This window comes from Amycolatopsis sp. cmx-4-83, assembly GCF_046548815.1.
In the GTDB taxonomy this organism is placed as follows: domain Bacteria; phylum Actinomycetota; class Actinomycetes; order Mycobacteriales; family Pseudonocardiaceae; genus Amycolatopsis; species Amycolatopsis pretoriensis_A.
Window position 1 is genome coordinate 345,698 of sequence record NZ_JAEBEF010000007.1, and the last position, 13,848, is coordinate 359,545.

Consider the following 13,848-nt stretch of genomic DNA (forward strand, 5'->3'; position numbering starts at 1 on the left):
AAGCCGCCGGGGAGTGTCCGGAGTTACCGTTCGGGGCATCCAGACGTAGCAGGATTGGCAGAGGAGCCGCCGTGGACGCCGTGACCCAGACCCCCGCCCCGAAGAACGAGCCGGTGCTGACGTACGCGCCGGGCAGCGCTGAGCGCGCGGAACTCGAGGGTGCGCTCAAGCGGCTGGGCCAGGCGGAACCCGTCGACCTCACGGTCACCGTCGGCGGCGAGCAGCGCCCCGGTGGCGGCGAGAAGATCGACGTCGTCCAGCCGCACAACCACAAGCACGTGCTGGGCACCATCCACAGCGCCACGGCGCAGGACGCCACCGACGCCATCGCGGCCGCCGCGAAGGCCGCGCCGGAGTGGCGCTCGCTGTCCTACGACGACCGCGCCGCGATCCTGCTGCGCGCGGCCGACCTGCTGACCGGCCCGTGGCGCGCCACCCTCAACGCCGCCACCATGCTCGGCCAGTCCAAGACCGCCACCCAGGCCGAGATCGACGCCGCCTGCGAGCTCGCCGACTTTTGGCGCTTCAACGTCGAGTTCGGCCGCCGCGTGCTCACCGAGCAGCCGATCAGCTCCCCGGGCGTGTGGAACCGGCTGGAGCACCGCCCCCTGGAAGGCTTCGTCTACGCGATCACGCCGTTCAACTTCACCGCGATCGCCGGCAACCTGCCGACCGCGCCCGCGCTGATGGGCAACACGGTCCTGTGGAAGCCGTCGCCGACGCAGTCCTTCGCCGCGCACCTGACCATGCGGCTGCTCGAAGAGGCGGGCATGCCCCCGGGCGTCATCAACCTGCTGCCGGGTGACGGTAAGGCCGTCTCCGAGGTCGCCCTGACCCACCGCGACCTGGCCGGCATCCACTTCACCGGCTCGACCGCGACGTTCCAGCACCTCTGGGGCACGGTCGGCGCGAACATCGCGGGCTACCGCTCGTACCCGCGGCTGGTCGGCGAGACCGGCGGCAAGGACTTCGTGCTCGCGCACCCGTCCGCCGACGTCGACGTCCTGCGCACCGCGCTCGTCCGCGGCGCCTTCGAGTACCAGGGCCAGAAGTGCTCCGCGGCTTCGCGCGCGTACGTCCCGCGCAGCCTGTGGACGAAGCTGAAGGACGGCCTGGTCGCCGAGACCGAGGCGCTGTCCTACGGCGACGTCACCGACCTGTCGCACTTCGGCGGCGCGGTCATCGACGCCCGGGCGTTCGCCAAGCACACCGCGCTGTTCGACAGCGTGAAGGACGACGCTTCGGTCGAGGTGCTGACCGGTGGCACCGCCGACGACAGCGTCGGCTACTTCGTGCAGCCGACGATCCTCGTATCGGACAACCCGAAGCACGAGATCTTCTCGACCGAGTACTTCGGCCCGATCCTGTCGGTGCACGTCTACGAGGACGGCGACTTCGACGCCGTGCTCAAGCTCGTCGACGAGACGGCCGCGTACGCGCTGACCGGCGCGATCATCGCCAACGACCGCACGGCCGTGGCGAAGGCGGCCGAGGCGCTGCGGTTCGCCGCGGGCAACTTCTACGTCAACGACAAGCCGACCGGTGCCGTCGTCGGCCAGCAGCCGTTCGGCGGCGCGCGGGCCTCGGGCACCAACGACAAGGCGGGTTCGATCTTCAACCTGCAGCGCTGGACGAGCCCGCGCTCGATCAAGGAGACGTTCGTGCCGCCGACCTCCGTGCGCTACCCGCACCAGGGCTGAGAGGGAGACCGTCATGCTGCGTGCCCCGTTGCTCGCCGCCGCCCGCTCGAAGGGCATCCGGCGGCTCGTCGAGGCGGTGCCTGCCACGCGATCCGTGGTGCGCCGGTTCGTCGCCGGGTCCGAGACCGCCCACGCCGTCCGCGTCGCCGGGGAACTGGCGGCGGACGGCCGGCGGATCACCCTCGACCACCTGGGCGAGGACACCACCGACGCCGCGCAGGCCGCGTCGACCGTCGCGGCCTACGAAGCCGTGCTGTCGGCGCTGGCCTCCGAAGGGCTGGCGGACGGTGCCGACGTCTCGGTGAAGCTGTCGGCGGTGGGCCAGTTCCTGCCGTCGAACGGCGAGGACGTCGCGTGCGAGAACGCGCGGAAGATCTGCGCGGCGGCCGAGGCGGTCGGCGCCACCGTGACGCTCGACATGGAGGACCACACCACCACGGACTCGACGCTCGGCATCCTGCGCGAGCTGCGCGGCGAGTACCCGTGGGTCGGCGCGGTGCTGCAGGCCTACCTGCGGCGCACCGAGCAGGACTGCCGGGAGCTGTCCGGGCCGGGGTCGCGCGTGCGGCTGTGCAAGGGCGCGTACGCCGAGCCCGAGTCGGTCGCATTCCAGGAGAAGTCCGAAGTGGACAAGTCCTACGTCCGCTGCCTGCGCGTGCTGATGGCGGGCGAGGGCTACCCGATGGTCGCTTCGCACGACCCGCGGATGATCGAGATCGCCGCCGCGCTGGCCGAGGAAAACCTCCGACGTGACGACGACCACGAGTTCCAGATGCTCTACGGCATCCGGCCGGAGGAGCAGGCGCGGATCGCGGCTTCGGGCGCGCGCATGCGGGTCTACGTGCCCTACGGCGACGAGTGGTACGGCTACTTCATGCGGCGGCTGGCCGAGCGCCCGGCGAACCTGGCGTTCTTCCTGCGCGGGCTCGCGACCAGGTCCTGAGGTACGACGAAGGCCGCTCCGGGATCCGGAGCGGCCTTCGTCGTGTGGTGGTGGTCAGGCCTGTTCGGCCTCGGCTTCGGCGGCCTTGCGCTTGACCTCGTCCATGTCGACCTCGCGAGCCTGCTTGATGAGCTCTTCGAGGGCCGGCTCGGGCAGCGCGCCGGGCTGGGCGTAGATCAGCGTCTTGTCGCGGATGATGGCCAGCGTCGGGATGGAGCGGACGTCGAAGGCGGCGGCGAGCTGCTGCTGCGCTTCGGTGTCGACGCTCGCGAACACGAGGTCGTCGTGCTTCTCGGAGGCCTTTTCGTAGACCGGCGCGAACTGGCGGCACGGCCCGCACCAGCTCGCCCAGAAGTCGATCAGGACGAACTCGTTGTCGTTTACCGTCTGGTCGAAGTTCTCGGCGGTCAGCTCAACGGTGCTCATGCCCAGGTCAACGAACCGGGCGCGGCGGGAATTCCCGGGGCCGGGGTAGCGTCTCACCCGAGCAAACCGCAAGAGGAGGAACGACATGGCCGACAGCGAAATCCTGGGCCGGATCGACGAGCTGATCGCGGAGGAGCACGAGCTCCGGTCGCGCTCGGTCGGCGTGGGGCTGAGCGGCGGCGACAAGGATCGCCTCACCGCGGTCGAGCAGCAGCTCGACCAGTGCTGGGACCTGCTCCGGCAGCGCCGCGCGAAAACCGAGTTCCACGAGAACCCGGACGACGCCGCGGCCCGCCCGGTCTCCGAGGTCGAGTCGTACCGCCAGTAATTTTTCCGTGTCGCCCGGGGCTCCGCCCCGAGCCGGGGGCTCCGCCACCCGGACCCCCGAAAGAGTTCGGTGGCGATGTCGAAACCGGAGAACCGGCTCCGTCCCCGGGGTGAAGGCGACCGGGACCGCCGGTCGCCCACCACCGAGGGAGCACCACGATGGCCAAGTACCTGCTGCTCAAGCACTACCGCGGCGCCCCGGCGGCGGTCAACGACGTGCCGATGGACCGCTGGACGCCCGAAGAGATCACCGCGCACATCCGGTACATGGACGAGTTCGCGGTCAAGCTCCGGGAGACCGGCGAGTTCGTCAGCGAGCAGGGCCTCGCCCCCGAGGGGACGTTCGTCCGCTTCGACGGCGAAGGGCGCCCGCCGGTCACCGACGGCCCGTTCGCCGAGACCAAGGACCTGATCGCCGGCTGGATGATCATCGACGTCGACAGCCACGAGCGCGCGCTCGAGCTGGCCGGCGAGCTGTCCGCGGCGCCGGGCGCGGGCGGGAAGCCGATCCACGAGTGGCTCGAGCTGCGCCCGTGCCTGGCCCCGCTGCCCACGATCACGGAGTGACCGGTCCGGTGGAGGAGGTCCTGCTCCGCAGCCTGACCCCGGCCGTCCTGGCGGTCCTCGTCCGCCGCGGGGCTCCCTTCGCGGCGGCCGAGGACGCCGTCCAGGAAGCCCTGATCGAGGCCGTCCGCGGCTGGGCGGACGGCCCGCCGCGCGACCCCAAGGGCTGGCTGGTCACGGTGGCCTGGCGCAAGTTCCTCGACGAGACCCGGTCCGAGACCGCCCGCCGTCGCCGCGAGGACGTCGTCGAAGCCGAGGTGACGCCCGGGGACGTGCCGGCCGAGGACGACACGCTCCAGCTGTACTTCCTGTGCGCGCACCCGTCGCTGTCGCCGTCGTCCGCGGTCGCGCTGACGCTGCGCGCGGTGGGCGGGCTGACGACGCGCCAGATCGCGCAGGCGTACCTGGTGCCCGAGGCGACGATGGGGCAGCGCATCAGCCGCGCCAAGAAGACGGTCTCGGGAGTGCGGTTCGACGAGCCCGGCGACGTCGCGACGGTGCTGCGCGTGCTGTACCTGGTGTTCAACGAGGGCTACTCGGGCGATGTCGACCTGGCGGCGGAGGCGATCCGCCTCACCCGGCGGCTGGCGGCGGCGATCGACCACCCGGAGGTGGCGGGGCTGCTCGCGTTGATGCTGCTGCACCACGCCCGGCGGGCCAGCCGCCTCGGGCCCGACGGTGACCTGGTGCCGCTGGCCGCCCAGGACCGGTCGTTGTGGGACACCGGGCTGATCGCCGAGGGGGTGGCGATCCTGCAGGCCGCGCTGGCGCGGGATCGGCTCGGCGAGTTCCAGGCCCAGGCGGCGATCGCGGCGCTGCACGCCGACGCCCCGACCGCGGGCGAGACCGACTGGGTGCAGATCGTCGAGTGGTACGACGAGCTGGCGAAGCTGACCGGGAGCCCGGTGGTGCGCCTCAACCGCGCGGTGGCGGTGGGGGAGGCGGACGGCCCGCGCGCCGGGCTGGCGGCGCTGGCCGAGCTGGACGAGAACCTGCCGCGGTACACGGCGGTGGCGGCGTACCTCCACGAGCGCGAGGGCGACCTGGCGAAGGCGGCGGAGCTGTACGTGGAGGCGGCCCGGAAGGCGGCGAACGTGGCGGAGGTCGAGCACTTGACCCGCGAGGCGGCGCGGCTCAACGCCGGTCTCCGCGACTCCTGACCATCAGACCGGAATGACCTGCGGCGACGGCGCCCTCCGTCGGGTGGGTGGGCTGCCTCGCCGGCCGCGGGTTCACCCCGTGCCGTCAGGCCGGGCAGAGGGTTCCGTTCGCCGGGACCTTCCCGTCCACCAGGAAGGCCCGCGCCGCGTCGGTCACGCACGGCGAAGCGCCCACCGCGCCGTGCCCCGCTCCCTGCCAGGTGATCGTCACCGCCGACGGCATCTGATCGGCCGCCCGCGTGCTGCCCACTCCCGGGGTCGACGGGTCGGCCGCCGTCGCCGCGACCAGGATCGGCGGGGCGCCCGGGGCGCCCGGGGCCGGCAGTGGTTCCGTGCGCACGGGCCACGGTCCGCACCACGCCAGCTGCTGCGCGACCACCGCGCCGAACTGCGGGTACTTCGCCCGCATGCCGGCCACCACCTGGTCGAGCTGGTCCGCCGACAACCGCGTCTGGCTGTCGTTGCAGCGGGTCGCGATCGTCGCGTCGATCCGGGACGGCTGTGCGCGCGAGTCCTGCAGCACCGGGGCCGCGAACGCCGCCAGCGGGCCGGTGTTGCCGCCGCGTGCCGCCACCAGCGCGTCCGCCAGTTCCGGCCAGCGCGCGCGCTGCGAAAGTCCCGAGTAGACCGCGAACATCGCGACGCCCGGGCCGAACGCGACGCCGTCCGGGGTCAGCGGGGGGTTCGCGCGCAGCTGGTCGGTCACCGCGGCCAGCGCCGCCTTCGGGTCGCCCAGCGCGCAGCCGCGGGTCGCGCAGTCCGTGCCGAACGCGTCCAAGGTGGACTGGGCGCCGGCGGCGACCGCGTCGAGCACAGCCGCGGTGTCCGCGCCCGGGTCGGGGACGCCGTCGAGGACCACGCGGCCGACCTGGCCGGGGAAGCGGACCGCGTAGTCGGCCAGCACCTTCGAGCCGTCGCCGCGGCCGAGGGCGTTCAGGCGCTCCATGCCCAGCTGCTTGCGCACCTCGTCGAGGTCGCCCGCCGCGCGCCAGCTGTCCAGCGCCGTCTGGGAGTCGTCCAGCTCGATCGCGCACTGCTGACCCGCCTTGCGGGCCGCGTCGAGCACGTCCTGCAGGCCGCCCTGGGCCGGGTCGGCGTCGATCAGGTCGTGGCGGATGTCCGGCGGCACGCACTGGGCCGCGCCGGACATCCCCGTGCCGCGGCGGTCCACCCCGACCAGCGAGAACTTCTCCAGGAACGCCGGCGGCAGCGTCGCGGCCAGCCGCGCCGCGTAGACCGTGCCCGGCTCGCCGTCGATGTCGTTGACGACGACCAGCGGCACCGGTCCGCTGCCCACCTTCAGCGCCAGCAGCCGCACCAGCGACCGGCGGGGCTCGCCCGGGGCGTCCAGCGGGGCGGTGACGCGCGCGCAGGTGAAGTGCAGGGTGTCCGGCACCGCGGGGGTGCCGATCCGCTGCCGGGTGTCGTCGTCGCAGTCGGCCCACTTCACCGTCGGCGACTGCGGTTCGGCCAGCGGCGGCAGCGGCACCGACGGCGTCCCCGCCGGCGTGCTGCCGGTGGTCTTCCCGTCGTTCTCGACCAGCGCCGGGCGCACCGACGGCCCGGCGGCGCACCCCGCGGCGGCGGCCAGGGCGAGCAGCGCGACCAGGACACGGGAACGGCGGCGGCGCACGGGCGGGATCCTCACGTCGAGCACGATCAAGGGCAGGGCCAGCCGAGCTTCGCACGGCCGGTGTGGGACGAGGGTTAGCGGGTCCGCACGACCTGGCCGCGGAACACGGCGTCGAGGTCGTACCGGGCCGGCTCCTCGAGCTGGCTGTAGTCGCACGAAGCGGCCTCGCGGTCCGGGCGCCAGCGCTTGAACCGCGCGTTGTGCCGGAACCGCGAGGGCATCCCGCCTTCGGTGTTCTCGTAGGCGACTTCGACGACGCGCTCGGGCCGCAGCGGCACCCACTCGTGCTCGGTGGCGCGCCAGCGCGTGATCCCGCCCGGGATGCGCTGCCCCGCGCCCTTCGCGAGCCCGCCCCACGGGTGGTCTTCGCCGTCGGTGACCAACGGCGCCAGCTCCTCGGCCAGTTCACGGCGCCGCGGCATCGGGAACGACCCGACCGTGCCGACGTGGTGCAGCACGCCCTCCTCGTCGCGCAGGCCGAGCAGGAAGGAGCCGACCAGTTCGCCGGGGCCACCGTCGACGTGCCAGCGCAGCCCGGCCAGCACGCAGTCCGCGGTGCGCACGTGCTTGTACTTGAGCATCACGCGCTTGCCGGGCGTGTATGGCTCGTCCAGCGGCTTGCCGATGACGCCGTCGAGACCGGCGCCTTCGAACAGCTCGAACCAGTGCCGCGCGGTGGCCGGGTCGGTCGTGGCGGGGGTGAGCGGGAACTTCTCGCCCGCCAGCTCCACGAGCCGGTCGCGGCGCACCGACGTCGGCTCGTCGAGCAGCAGGTCGTCGCCGAGGGCGAGGACGTCGAACGCGACGAACTCGGCGGGCTGCTCGGCCGCCAGGAGCGTGATGCGGCTTTCGGCCGGGTGGATCCGTTCGGTGAGGGCGTCGAAGTTGAGCCGCCCGTCCCGCGCGACGACGAGCTCGCCGTCCAGCACCACCCGCGGCGGCAGCACCTCCAGCAGCCGGGCCACCGCTTCGGGGAAGTACCGGTTGAGCGGTTTTTCCGCGCGGGACTGCAGGTACAGCTCGTCGCCGTCGCGGAAGACGAGGCAGCGGAACCCGTCCCACTTCGGCTCGAACAGCAAGCCGCCGGAGTCCGGGATGGCCTTCGCGGGCTTGGCGAGCATCGGCTTCAGCGGCGGCTGCAGCGGTAGGGGCATGCCCGCATTCTGCGGAAAAGCCCGGCTCAGCGCACGCGTTTCGGCGCGGTCGTGTCGAGTTCCAGGCGGACGGCCGTGGGCAGGACGTCGAGGCCGAGCGATTCGCGGGCCCTGGCCAGCACCCGCGTGTCCAACCCGGCCCAGACGCCCTTGAGATCGGTGCCTTCGTGCAGCCACAGCGTGATCCGCAACGCGGGGGCGGTGCGCGAGCCGACCGCGCGGACCCGGGCGCGGCTCACGCCGTCGAGCTGCTCGGCGTCGGCTTGCACGGCCTCGGCGATCGCGGCCGCGGTGACCACCAGCTCGGCGCCGTCGGTGCGGTCGAGGTCCAGGTCCGGCCGCGGTTCCGGGCGCAGCGAGCGCAGCGCCCAGCGCAGCCCGAGCACGAACAGCAGCACGCCGAGCACGATCGCGGCGATCCGCGCCGGAGTGGCGTGGCTCCCGAGCCACTCGACGGCCATCGGGTCCAGCAGCGGCCGCCGGCCCCGGTACTCGCCGAGCACGCCGTACCCCACGACGAGCGCGAGCGCGCCGCCGAGCAGGGCGAGCAGCCCGACGAGGAACGTCAGCACGCGTTCGCCCGCGTACGACCGGGAAAGCGCCTTCGCGGCAACGGACTTGGTCATCGGCGGTCCTTCGGCGAATCGACGACGACGGTCACCTTCGGCCGCCGCGCCAGCGGGACCTCGTCGAGCAGGGCGGACACGGTTTCCAGCAGCCGCGGCCGCAGCTCGCCCTCGGTTTCCAGGGTGCTCTTCGCCCGGACGCGGACCCGCCGGGCGCTCGCGGTGACGGACGCGCCGGCGACGTTGTCCTGCGCGCGCACGGTCAGCCCGACCAGCCGGGCCAGCGACCGCGGCGACGTCGAGACGCTCACTTCGTCGGCCGGGTCGGTCAGCCGCACCGCACGGCTGCCGGCGGCCAGCGCGCAGAAGACGAGCACCAGGCCCGCGGCGGCGAGCACCCCGGCGCCGACGCGGACCGCGTAGGCGTCCCAGCCCAGCGCGCCGAGTTCGGCTTGCCAGCGCGGCCACGGCACGAGCAGCGGCGCCGCTTCCGGGCGCCACCAGTGCCAGCCGACTTCGAGGGCCAGCACCGCCCCGGCGGCGGCGAAGGCCAGGCCGAGGAGGGTGGCGAGGATGCGGACGAACGGGCGCACGGCTACCGCACCCTCGGCGCGGGGGCCGGCAGCAGCGCGGACACCGTCACGGCGAGCGTCCGCACGTGGTAGCCGGTGATCAGCTCGACCTCTTCGGTGACCTTCTCCCGCACGTCGCCGACGACCGCCCGGACCGCGCCCGGGTAGCGCAGGGCGAGGTCCAGCGCGAGGTCGACGTCGTTGTCGAGGCCGCCGACCTTGGCCTTCGCGCCCTTCTTGCCGTCGTGCGCGATGCCCGGCACCTGGTCGGCGGCGTGCTGCGCGACCTTGCGGACCACGGCGTGGCCGATGGTGAGGGTGCCGCGCTCGGCCGGTTCGGCGAGCTCGCGCGGCACGTCGAGGGCGCGGTTCACTTGTCGCGGCCCTTGCCGAACAGCTCGCCGAGGTCGAGTTCGCCGTCGAGGACCCGGCCGGCGACCAGGCCGATGATCCCGACGGCCAGCGTCACCAGGAACGCGGTGAACCCCTGGGTCGCGGCGAGGCCGAGGATCAGCCCGGCCAGGAGCCCGGTCTTCGTTGCGTTCACATGTCCTCCTTGGACGGGCGGTGGGGGAAGCTTGCCCCGGCGGGGCGGTCACCGCACGCGGGGCGGGCGGCGGCGGAAGCGGGCGAAGAACGCCGCGAGGCCGCGGCGGCGGGGCACGAAGACGACCGGGGCGTCGAAGCGGGAGTCCGGGGCCGGCTCGCGGAAGCGGGCCAGGCCCGCCGCGAACTCCGCCGGGTCGCCGCCGACGTCCGGGTGGTGGGTGCGCACGAAGGCCCGGAAGGCCGCGCGGCCCTCCGGGTCGTCCGGTCCGCGCGCGGTCACTCCACCCGCGTGGACTCGGGCTCTTCGTCGCCCGGCAGGTGGATGTCGTTGACGGCGATGTTCACCTCGATCACCTCGAGCCCGGTGATCTGCTCGACCGCGGTGATCACGTTGCGCCGCACCGCGCGGGCGACGTCGGTGATGCGGGCGCCGTACTCGACGACGACGTCGAGGTCGATCGCGGTCTGCTTCTCGCCGACCTCGACCGACACCCCGGTCGTGGTCACCGTGCCGGAGCCGGGGATCCGCTCGCGCAGCGCGCCGATCGCGCGGGACACCCCGCCGCCGCCGAGCGCGTGCACGCCGGCGACCTCGCGGGTGGCCAGCCCGGCCACCTTCTGCACGACCAGCGACGAGATCGTGGTGCGGCCGGCCGCACCCTCCTCGTTGAGCGGCGTGACCGTGCCGGGGCTCTCGGTCCGTTCCGGGTGCATGCGTGCTGGCTCCTCTCGCGGCGGTCTCTCGCCCTTACGATGCCCGGGAGCGCGAATCCCTCACGCAAGGTCCCCCGATCGGGGGAATGTTCAGTCCGGGTGGACGTCCACGACGTGCACGTTCACCGGGGTCGCGACACCCAGCTGCCGGGACAGCTCGGCGGTGATCTCCCGTCGCAGCGCTTCGGCGGCTTCGTCGGCGACGACGCCGAAGCGGACCGACACCAGCACCTGCACGACGGCGTCCTCGACGGCCACGGCGGAGACGCGTACCCCGGCGGGCGCCCGGCCGGCCGCGATGGTCCCGGCCAGGCGGACGACGGTCTGTTCGGTGATCCGCAGGCCACCGTCGTCGCCGGGCACCGCGACGGCCGTCCGCCCGCCGCGCGCGACCGCCCGCAGCACGCGCTCGACCAGGCCGGGCGGGGTCGGCACGCGGCGCCGGGCGGCGGCGCGCACGGCGTCCCAGCGCGGGTCGCGCTCGGGGTCGGTCTGCTCGGCCATCACCGCTCCCTCAACTCGGCGAGCAGCGCCACCCTGGCCCGGTGCAGCCGGGAACGCAAGGCGCCGACGTTCACGTCGAGCACTTCGGCGACCTCTTCGTAGCTCAGGCCTTCCAGCTCGCGCAGCACGAGCGGCACCCGCTGGGACACCTCGAGCCTGCCGATCGCCCGCAGCACCGCGTCGACCTCCTCGGCGCGCACGACGCGGCCTTCGGGACCGGGGACCGCGAGCAGTTCGAGGTCCACAGTGGACTGCCCGGCCGGTTCGTCGAGCGAGATCGTGGGCTTGCGGCGGCGCAGCAGGGCGAGCGCGCTGTTGGTGACGACGCGGTAGAGCCAGGTCGACACCGCGGACTCGTGGCGGAACGTGCCGAGCGCGCGCCACGCGGCGAGCCACGACTCCTGCACGACGTCCTCGGCCTCGGCGGCGCTGCCGGTGATCCGCAGCGCGACCCGGTACATCCGGGGCGTGTGCTCGCGCACGAGCGCGCCGAACGCGGCTTCGTCCCCGGCCGCGGCCCGGGTGGCCAGGTCGGCGTCGGCGCTCACCCGGCGGCCCGGCGGTAGCGCAGGAACGTGAAGCCGTCCTCGACCAGGATCGACGCCAGCGCGAGCCGGCGGGGAACGCTGCCGGGACCGGTGGCGATCCGGTCCGCCGTCCCGGCCACGAGCAGCGGCGCGACGGTCAGGCACAGCTGGTCGATCCGGTCGGCCGCGACGAGCTGCGCGAACAGCCGCGGCCCGCCTTCGCACGCGATACGGCGCAGGCCCCGCTCGGCCAGCAGGTCGAGGGCGCGCGGCAGGTCGACGTCGGCGGTGCCCGCCCGCAGCACCGACGCCCCGGCGGCTTCGAGCGCCGCGGTGTCCGCGGTTTCCGTGGTGACCACGATCGGGGGAACGACGGTCTCGGTGAACAGCCGGGAAGCGGGGTCGAGGTCCGCGGTCCGGGTCACCACGGCGATCGGCGGGACGCCGTCGAACCCGAGGCGGCGACGGCGCTCCAGGCGCTTCGGTCCCGCGACGACGCCGCGGTAGTCCTCCGCGCGGGCGGTGCCGGCGCCGACCAGGATCACGTCGGCGAGGTCGCGCCCGAGCAGGAAGACCCGCCGGTCGGCGGCGTGGGACAGCCCGGCCGACGTCGTGTCGACCTCGACGGCGCCGTCGGCGGACGCGACGAAGTTGACCTGCACCCACGGCCGGTCGAGGTTCGCCGGGTAGGCGTAGATCTCTTCGAGGTCTTCCCCGGTCAGCTCGCCCGCCGAGAGGGGCCACACGCTACGCACGGGACAATCCCAGCACGGGCGTGAAGCACGTCTCTACCGGGGCGGCTGGGCGCCCGGACGGGTGAGTGCGGCGGATAGGCTCCGTGACCATGCCCGCGCACCTCACCGGCCGCCGTCCCGAGCTGTCCGCCGACGAGCTGATCGGCGCGCTGGTGCCGCCGCCGCGCTTCGACGCCGTCCGGTTCGAGACCTACCTCCCGAACCCCGACGAGCCGAGCCAGGCCGCCGCGGTCGAGTCGTGCTCGGCGTTCGCCGCGAAAGTGGGGACGCGCAAGGAGAAGAAGCGCTTCAAGCTCTTCGGCGGGCCGGCCGAACCGGCCGGCCCGATGGGGCTCTACCTCGACGGCGGGTTCGGCGTCGGCAAGACCCACCTGCTGGCCTCGGCCTGGCACGCGGTGCCCTCGCCCAAGGCGTACGGCACGTTCGTGGAGCTGACCCACCTGGTCGGCGCGCTGGGCTTCCCCGAAGCCGTGCGGCGGCTGTCGGAGCACCGGCTCCTGGCCATCGACGAGTTCGAGCTCGACGATCCCGGCGACACGACCCTGGTCACGCGGCTGCTGCAGGAGCTGATGGACGCCGGCGTGTTCGTCGCGGCGACGTCGAACACGCTGCCGGAGAAGCTCGGCGAGGGCCGGTTCGCCGCCGAGGACTTCCTGCGCGAGATCCAGACGCTCTCGGCCCGGTTCGGCGTGGTCCGCGTCGACGGCCCGGACTACCGCCACCGCGGCCTGCCGGACGCGCCGCCGCCGGTTTCGGCCGAGGTGCTGGAGGAGTCGGCCGCCGCGCACGAAGGGTCCACTGTGGACGACTTCGACGCGCTGTGCGAGCACCTGGGGTCGCTGCACCCGTCGCGGTACGGGCGGCTGCTGGACGGCGTCACCCGCGTGCACCTGCGCGGCGTCCACCCGGCCCCGGACCAGAACGTGGCGCTGCGGCTGGTGGCGTTCGCCGACCGGCTCTACGACCGCGCGATCCCGGTGGTGGTCTCGGGCGAGCCGCTGCCGTCGCTGTTCACCGAGGAGATGGTGAACGGCGGCTACCGCAAGAAGTACCTGCGCGCGGTCAGCCGCCTGACGGCACTGGCACGCGACGCGGCGCAGGCCAGCTGAACAGCACGACGGAGACGGCGAAGAGCGTCCCGCCCACGACGTCGGTCAGGTAGTGGTACCCCATCCCGACGAGCCCGGCGGTGGCCGCGAGGAGCGCGAGCGCGGAAAGCACGACCACGACGGCCTTGCGCGTGACGAGGACGAGCACGGTCAGGACGGCCACGAGGCTCACGGTGTGCCCGCTCGGGTAGACGAGGGTGTAGTTCTTCCAGCGGTCGTAGAGGGGTTTCAGCAGCCAGCCCGTGAGCAGGATGGCCAGGACGGGGATCGCGAGCGCCAGCGCGGCTTCCCGGCGTTGTCCGGCGCGGAGGCAGAGGACGACGGCGAGCACGCCGAGCGCGATGACGACGTAGGGCTCGGTCGGGAGCACGAGGGCCCCGACGACGCCGGGACTGAGGTGCGCGACGGCTGCGGCGGCGGCCCGGTCGACGGTGCCGGGGGCGGTCCCGCCGGCGAAGGGCAGGCCCAGCAGCAGTGCGAGCAGACCGCAGACCGCGGCCGCCACCCGGATCGTCCTCACCCGCGCGAGGGTAGTCGCGGCCCCGCGGGGTGGGCCGGCGAGCGTGGCGGGTGGGATCGTTCGGCCTCACCCGCGCGAGGGTGGTCCGGCCCCCTCGGTGCGGCCCGCCGCGTCCGTGCGTCACG

The 13,848-nt window shown here is 73.8% G+C and carries 19 protein-coding genes; 6 read left to right on the forward strand and 13 right to left on the reverse strand.

All coding sequences use genetic code 11. The annotated features are described in order from the left end of the window. Window positions 1-71 precede the first annotated feature (71 nt). Together pruA and ACLJQM_RS23195 are read left to right on the forward strand one after the other, a co-directional pair. Window positions 72-1,700: an L-glutamate gamma-semialdehyde dehydrogenase gene (pruA, locus tag ACLJQM_RS23190; RefSeq protein WP_247011741.1), complete on the forward strand. Its 1,629-nt coding sequence runs from the start codon at window positions 72-74 to the stop codon at window positions 1,698-1,700. Between the two features lie 13 nt (window positions 1,701-1,713). Continuing rightward, window positions 1,714-2,643, forward strand: coding sequence for a proline dehydrogenase family protein (locus tag ACLJQM_RS23195; protein ID WP_410632741.1), 930 nt, complete (start codon window positions 1,714-1,716; stop codon window positions 2,641-2,643). Between the two features lie 54 nt (window positions 2,644-2,697). On the opposite strand, the gene ACLJQM_RS23200 is transcribed toward ACLJQM_RS23195, so the two are convergent. Continuing rightward, complete coding sequence (locus ACLJQM_RS23200; RefSeq protein ID WP_093951826.1) at window positions 2,698-3,069, reverse strand: thioredoxin family protein; 372 nt, start codon at window positions 3,067-3,069, stop codon at window positions 2,698-2,700. 85 nt (window positions 3,070-3,154) lie between these two features. Here ACLJQM_RS23200 and ACLJQM_RS23205 point away from each other — a divergent pair, with 85 nt between their 5' ends. From ACLJQM_RS23205 to ACLJQM_RS23215, 3 genes are all read left to right on the forward strand, one after another. After that, window positions 3,155-3,397, forward strand: a complete 243-nt coding sequence (locus ACLJQM_RS23205) for a DUF2630 family protein (RefSeq protein ID WP_247011739.1) — start codon at window positions 3,155-3,157, stop codon at window positions 3,395-3,397. A gap of 158 nt (window positions 3,398-3,555) precedes the next feature. After that, a complete protein-coding gene (locus tag ACLJQM_RS23210; RefSeq protein ID WP_247011738.1) occupies window positions 3,556-3,963 on the forward strand; it encodes a YciI family protein in 408 nt (135 codons plus the stop codon). Between the two features lie 8 nt (window positions 3,964-3,971). Continuing rightward, window positions 3,972-5,120: an RNA polymerase sigma factor gene (locus ACLJQM_RS23215; protein WP_410632890.1), complete on the forward strand. Its 1,149-nt coding sequence runs from the start codon at window positions 3,972-3,974 to the stop codon at window positions 5,118-5,120. A gap of 85 nt (window positions 5,121-5,205) precedes the next feature. On the opposite strand, the gene ACLJQM_RS23220 is transcribed toward ACLJQM_RS23215, so the two are convergent. The 11 genes from ACLJQM_RS23220 to ACLJQM_RS23270 all read right to left on the reverse strand — a co-directional run bounded on the left by ACLJQM_RS23220 (window position 5,206) and on the right by ACLJQM_RS23270 (window position 12,094). Further along, window positions 5,206-6,753: an alpha/beta hydrolase gene (locus tag ACLJQM_RS23220; protein ID WP_410632891.1), complete on the reverse strand. Its 1,548-nt coding sequence runs from the start codon at window positions 6,751-6,753 to the stop codon at window positions 5,206-5,208. Window positions 6,754-6,827: 74 nt separating this feature from the next. Next, complete coding sequence (locus ACLJQM_RS23225; protein ID WP_410632744.1) at window positions 6,828-7,907, reverse strand: ATP-dependent DNA ligase; 1,080 nt, start codon at window positions 7,905-7,907, stop codon at window positions 6,828-6,830. A gap of 26 nt (window positions 7,908-7,933) precedes the next feature. Further along, window positions 7,934-8,533, reverse strand: a complete 600-nt coding sequence (locus ACLJQM_RS23230; RefSeq protein WP_410632745.1) for an alkaline shock response membrane anchor protein AmaP — start codon at window positions 8,531-8,533, stop codon at window positions 7,934-7,936. Then, window positions 8,530-9,066, reverse strand: coding sequence for a DUF6286 domain-containing protein (locus ACLJQM_RS23235; RefSeq protein ID WP_410632746.1), 537 nt, complete (start codon window positions 9,064-9,066; stop codon window positions 8,530-8,532). The genes ACLJQM_RS23230 and ACLJQM_RS23235 overlap by 4 nt, the downstream gene beginning before the upstream one ends. Before the next feature lie 2 nt (window positions 9,067-9,068). Continuing rightward, window positions 9,069-9,419, reverse strand: coding sequence for a hypothetical protein (locus ACLJQM_RS23240; protein ID WP_410632748.1), 351 nt, complete (start codon window positions 9,417-9,419; stop codon window positions 9,069-9,071). Then, a complete protein-coding gene (locus ACLJQM_RS23245) occupies window positions 9,416-9,592 on the reverse strand; it encodes a hypothetical protein (RefSeq protein ID WP_247011731.1) in 177 nt (58 codons plus the stop codon). Before ACLJQM_RS23245 ends, ACLJQM_RS23240 begins: the two co-directional genes overlap by 4 nt. Before the next feature lie 48 nt (window positions 9,593-9,640). Then, the gene (locus tag ACLJQM_RS23250; protein ID WP_247011729.1) at window positions 9,641-9,874 is read right to left on the reverse strand and encodes a hypothetical protein; all 234 of its coding nucleotides are present in this window, start codon (window positions 9,872-9,874) and stop codon (window positions 9,641-9,643) included. Further along, entirely contained in the window at window positions 9,871-10,308 is a 438-nt protein-coding gene (locus tag ACLJQM_RS23255) for an Asp23/Gls24 family envelope stress response protein (protein WP_360767264.1), read from the reverse strand. The genes ACLJQM_RS23250 and ACLJQM_RS23255 overlap by 4 nt, the downstream gene beginning before the upstream one ends. A 90-nt stretch (window positions 10,309-10,398) precedes the next feature. Beyond that, window positions 10,399-10,812, reverse strand: coding sequence for a hypothetical protein (locus tag ACLJQM_RS23260; protein WP_360767267.1), 414 nt, complete (start codon window positions 10,810-10,812; stop codon window positions 10,399-10,401). Next, window positions 10,812-11,360 carry an RNA polymerase sigma factor gene (locus ACLJQM_RS23265; RefSeq protein ID WP_247011726.1) on the reverse strand — a complete coding sequence of 183 codons (549 nt, stop codon included), beginning with the start codon at window positions 11,358-11,360 and terminating at the stop codon, window positions 10,812-10,814. The genes ACLJQM_RS23260 and ACLJQM_RS23265 overlap by 1 nt, the downstream gene beginning before the upstream one ends. Then, window positions 11,357-12,094, reverse strand: a complete 738-nt coding sequence (locus tag ACLJQM_RS23270; protein WP_410632749.1) for a pyrimidine reductase family protein — start codon at window positions 12,092-12,094, stop codon at window positions 11,357-11,359. The genes ACLJQM_RS23265 and ACLJQM_RS23270 overlap by 4 nt, the downstream gene beginning before the upstream one ends. 89 nt (window positions 12,095-12,183) lie before the next feature. Here ACLJQM_RS23270 and zapE point away from each other — a divergent pair, with 89 nt between their 5' ends. Then, entirely contained in the window at window positions 12,184-13,203 is a 1,020-nt protein-coding gene (zapE, locus tag ACLJQM_RS23275) for a cell division protein ZapE (RefSeq protein ID WP_410632750.1), read from the forward strand. On the opposite strand, the gene ACLJQM_RS23280 is transcribed toward zapE, so the two are convergent. Next, window positions 13,157-13,708 (reverse strand): phosphatase PAP2 family protein, encoded by a 552-nt coding sequence (locus ACLJQM_RS23280; protein ID WP_410632892.1) that lies wholly within the window; start codon window positions 13,706-13,708, stop codon window positions 13,157-13,159. The two genes, zapE and ACLJQM_RS23280, sit on opposite strands and share 47 nt — an antisense overlap. Window positions 13,709-13,848 lie beyond the last annotated feature (140 nt).

Excerpts from the sequence above, each read along its gene's own strand:
- ACLJQM_RS23195 (WP_410632741.1), top strand. The coding sequence starts at position 1,714 with ATGCTGCGTGCCCCGTTGCTCGCCGCCGCCCGCTCGAAGGGCATCCGG.
- ACLJQM_RS23200 (WP_093951826.1), bottom strand. The coding sequence starts at position 3,069 with ATGAGCACCGTTGAGCTGACCGCCGAGAACTTCGACCAGACGGTAAAC.
- ACLJQM_RS23205 (WP_247011739.1), top strand. The coding sequence starts at position 3,155 with ATGGCCGACAGCGAAATCCTGGGCCGGATCGACGAGCTGATCGCGGAG.
- ACLJQM_RS23210 (WP_247011738.1), top strand. The coding sequence starts at position 3,556 with ATGGCCAAGTACCTGCTGCTCAAGCACTACCGCGGCGCCCCGGCGGCG.
- ACLJQM_RS23225 (WP_410632744.1), bottom strand. The coding sequence starts at position 7,907 with ATGCCCCTACCGCTGCAGCCGCCGCTGAAGCCGATGCTCGCCAAGCCC.
- ACLJQM_RS23230 (WP_410632745.1), bottom strand. The coding sequence starts at position 8,533 with ATGACCAAGTCCGTTGCCGCGAAGGCGCTTTCCCGGTCGTACGCGGGC.
- ACLJQM_RS23255 (WP_360767264.1), bottom strand. The coding sequence starts at position 10,308 with ATGCACCCGGAACGGACCGAGAGCCCCGGCACGGTCACGCCGCTCAAC.
- ACLJQM_RS23260 (WP_360767267.1), bottom strand. The coding sequence starts at position 10,812 with ATGGCCGAGCAGACCGACCCCGAGCGCGACCCGCGCTGGGACGCCGTG.
- zapE (WP_410632750.1), top strand. The coding sequence starts at position 12,184 with ATGCCCGCGCACCTCACCGGCCGCCGTCCCGAGCTGTCCGCCGACGAG.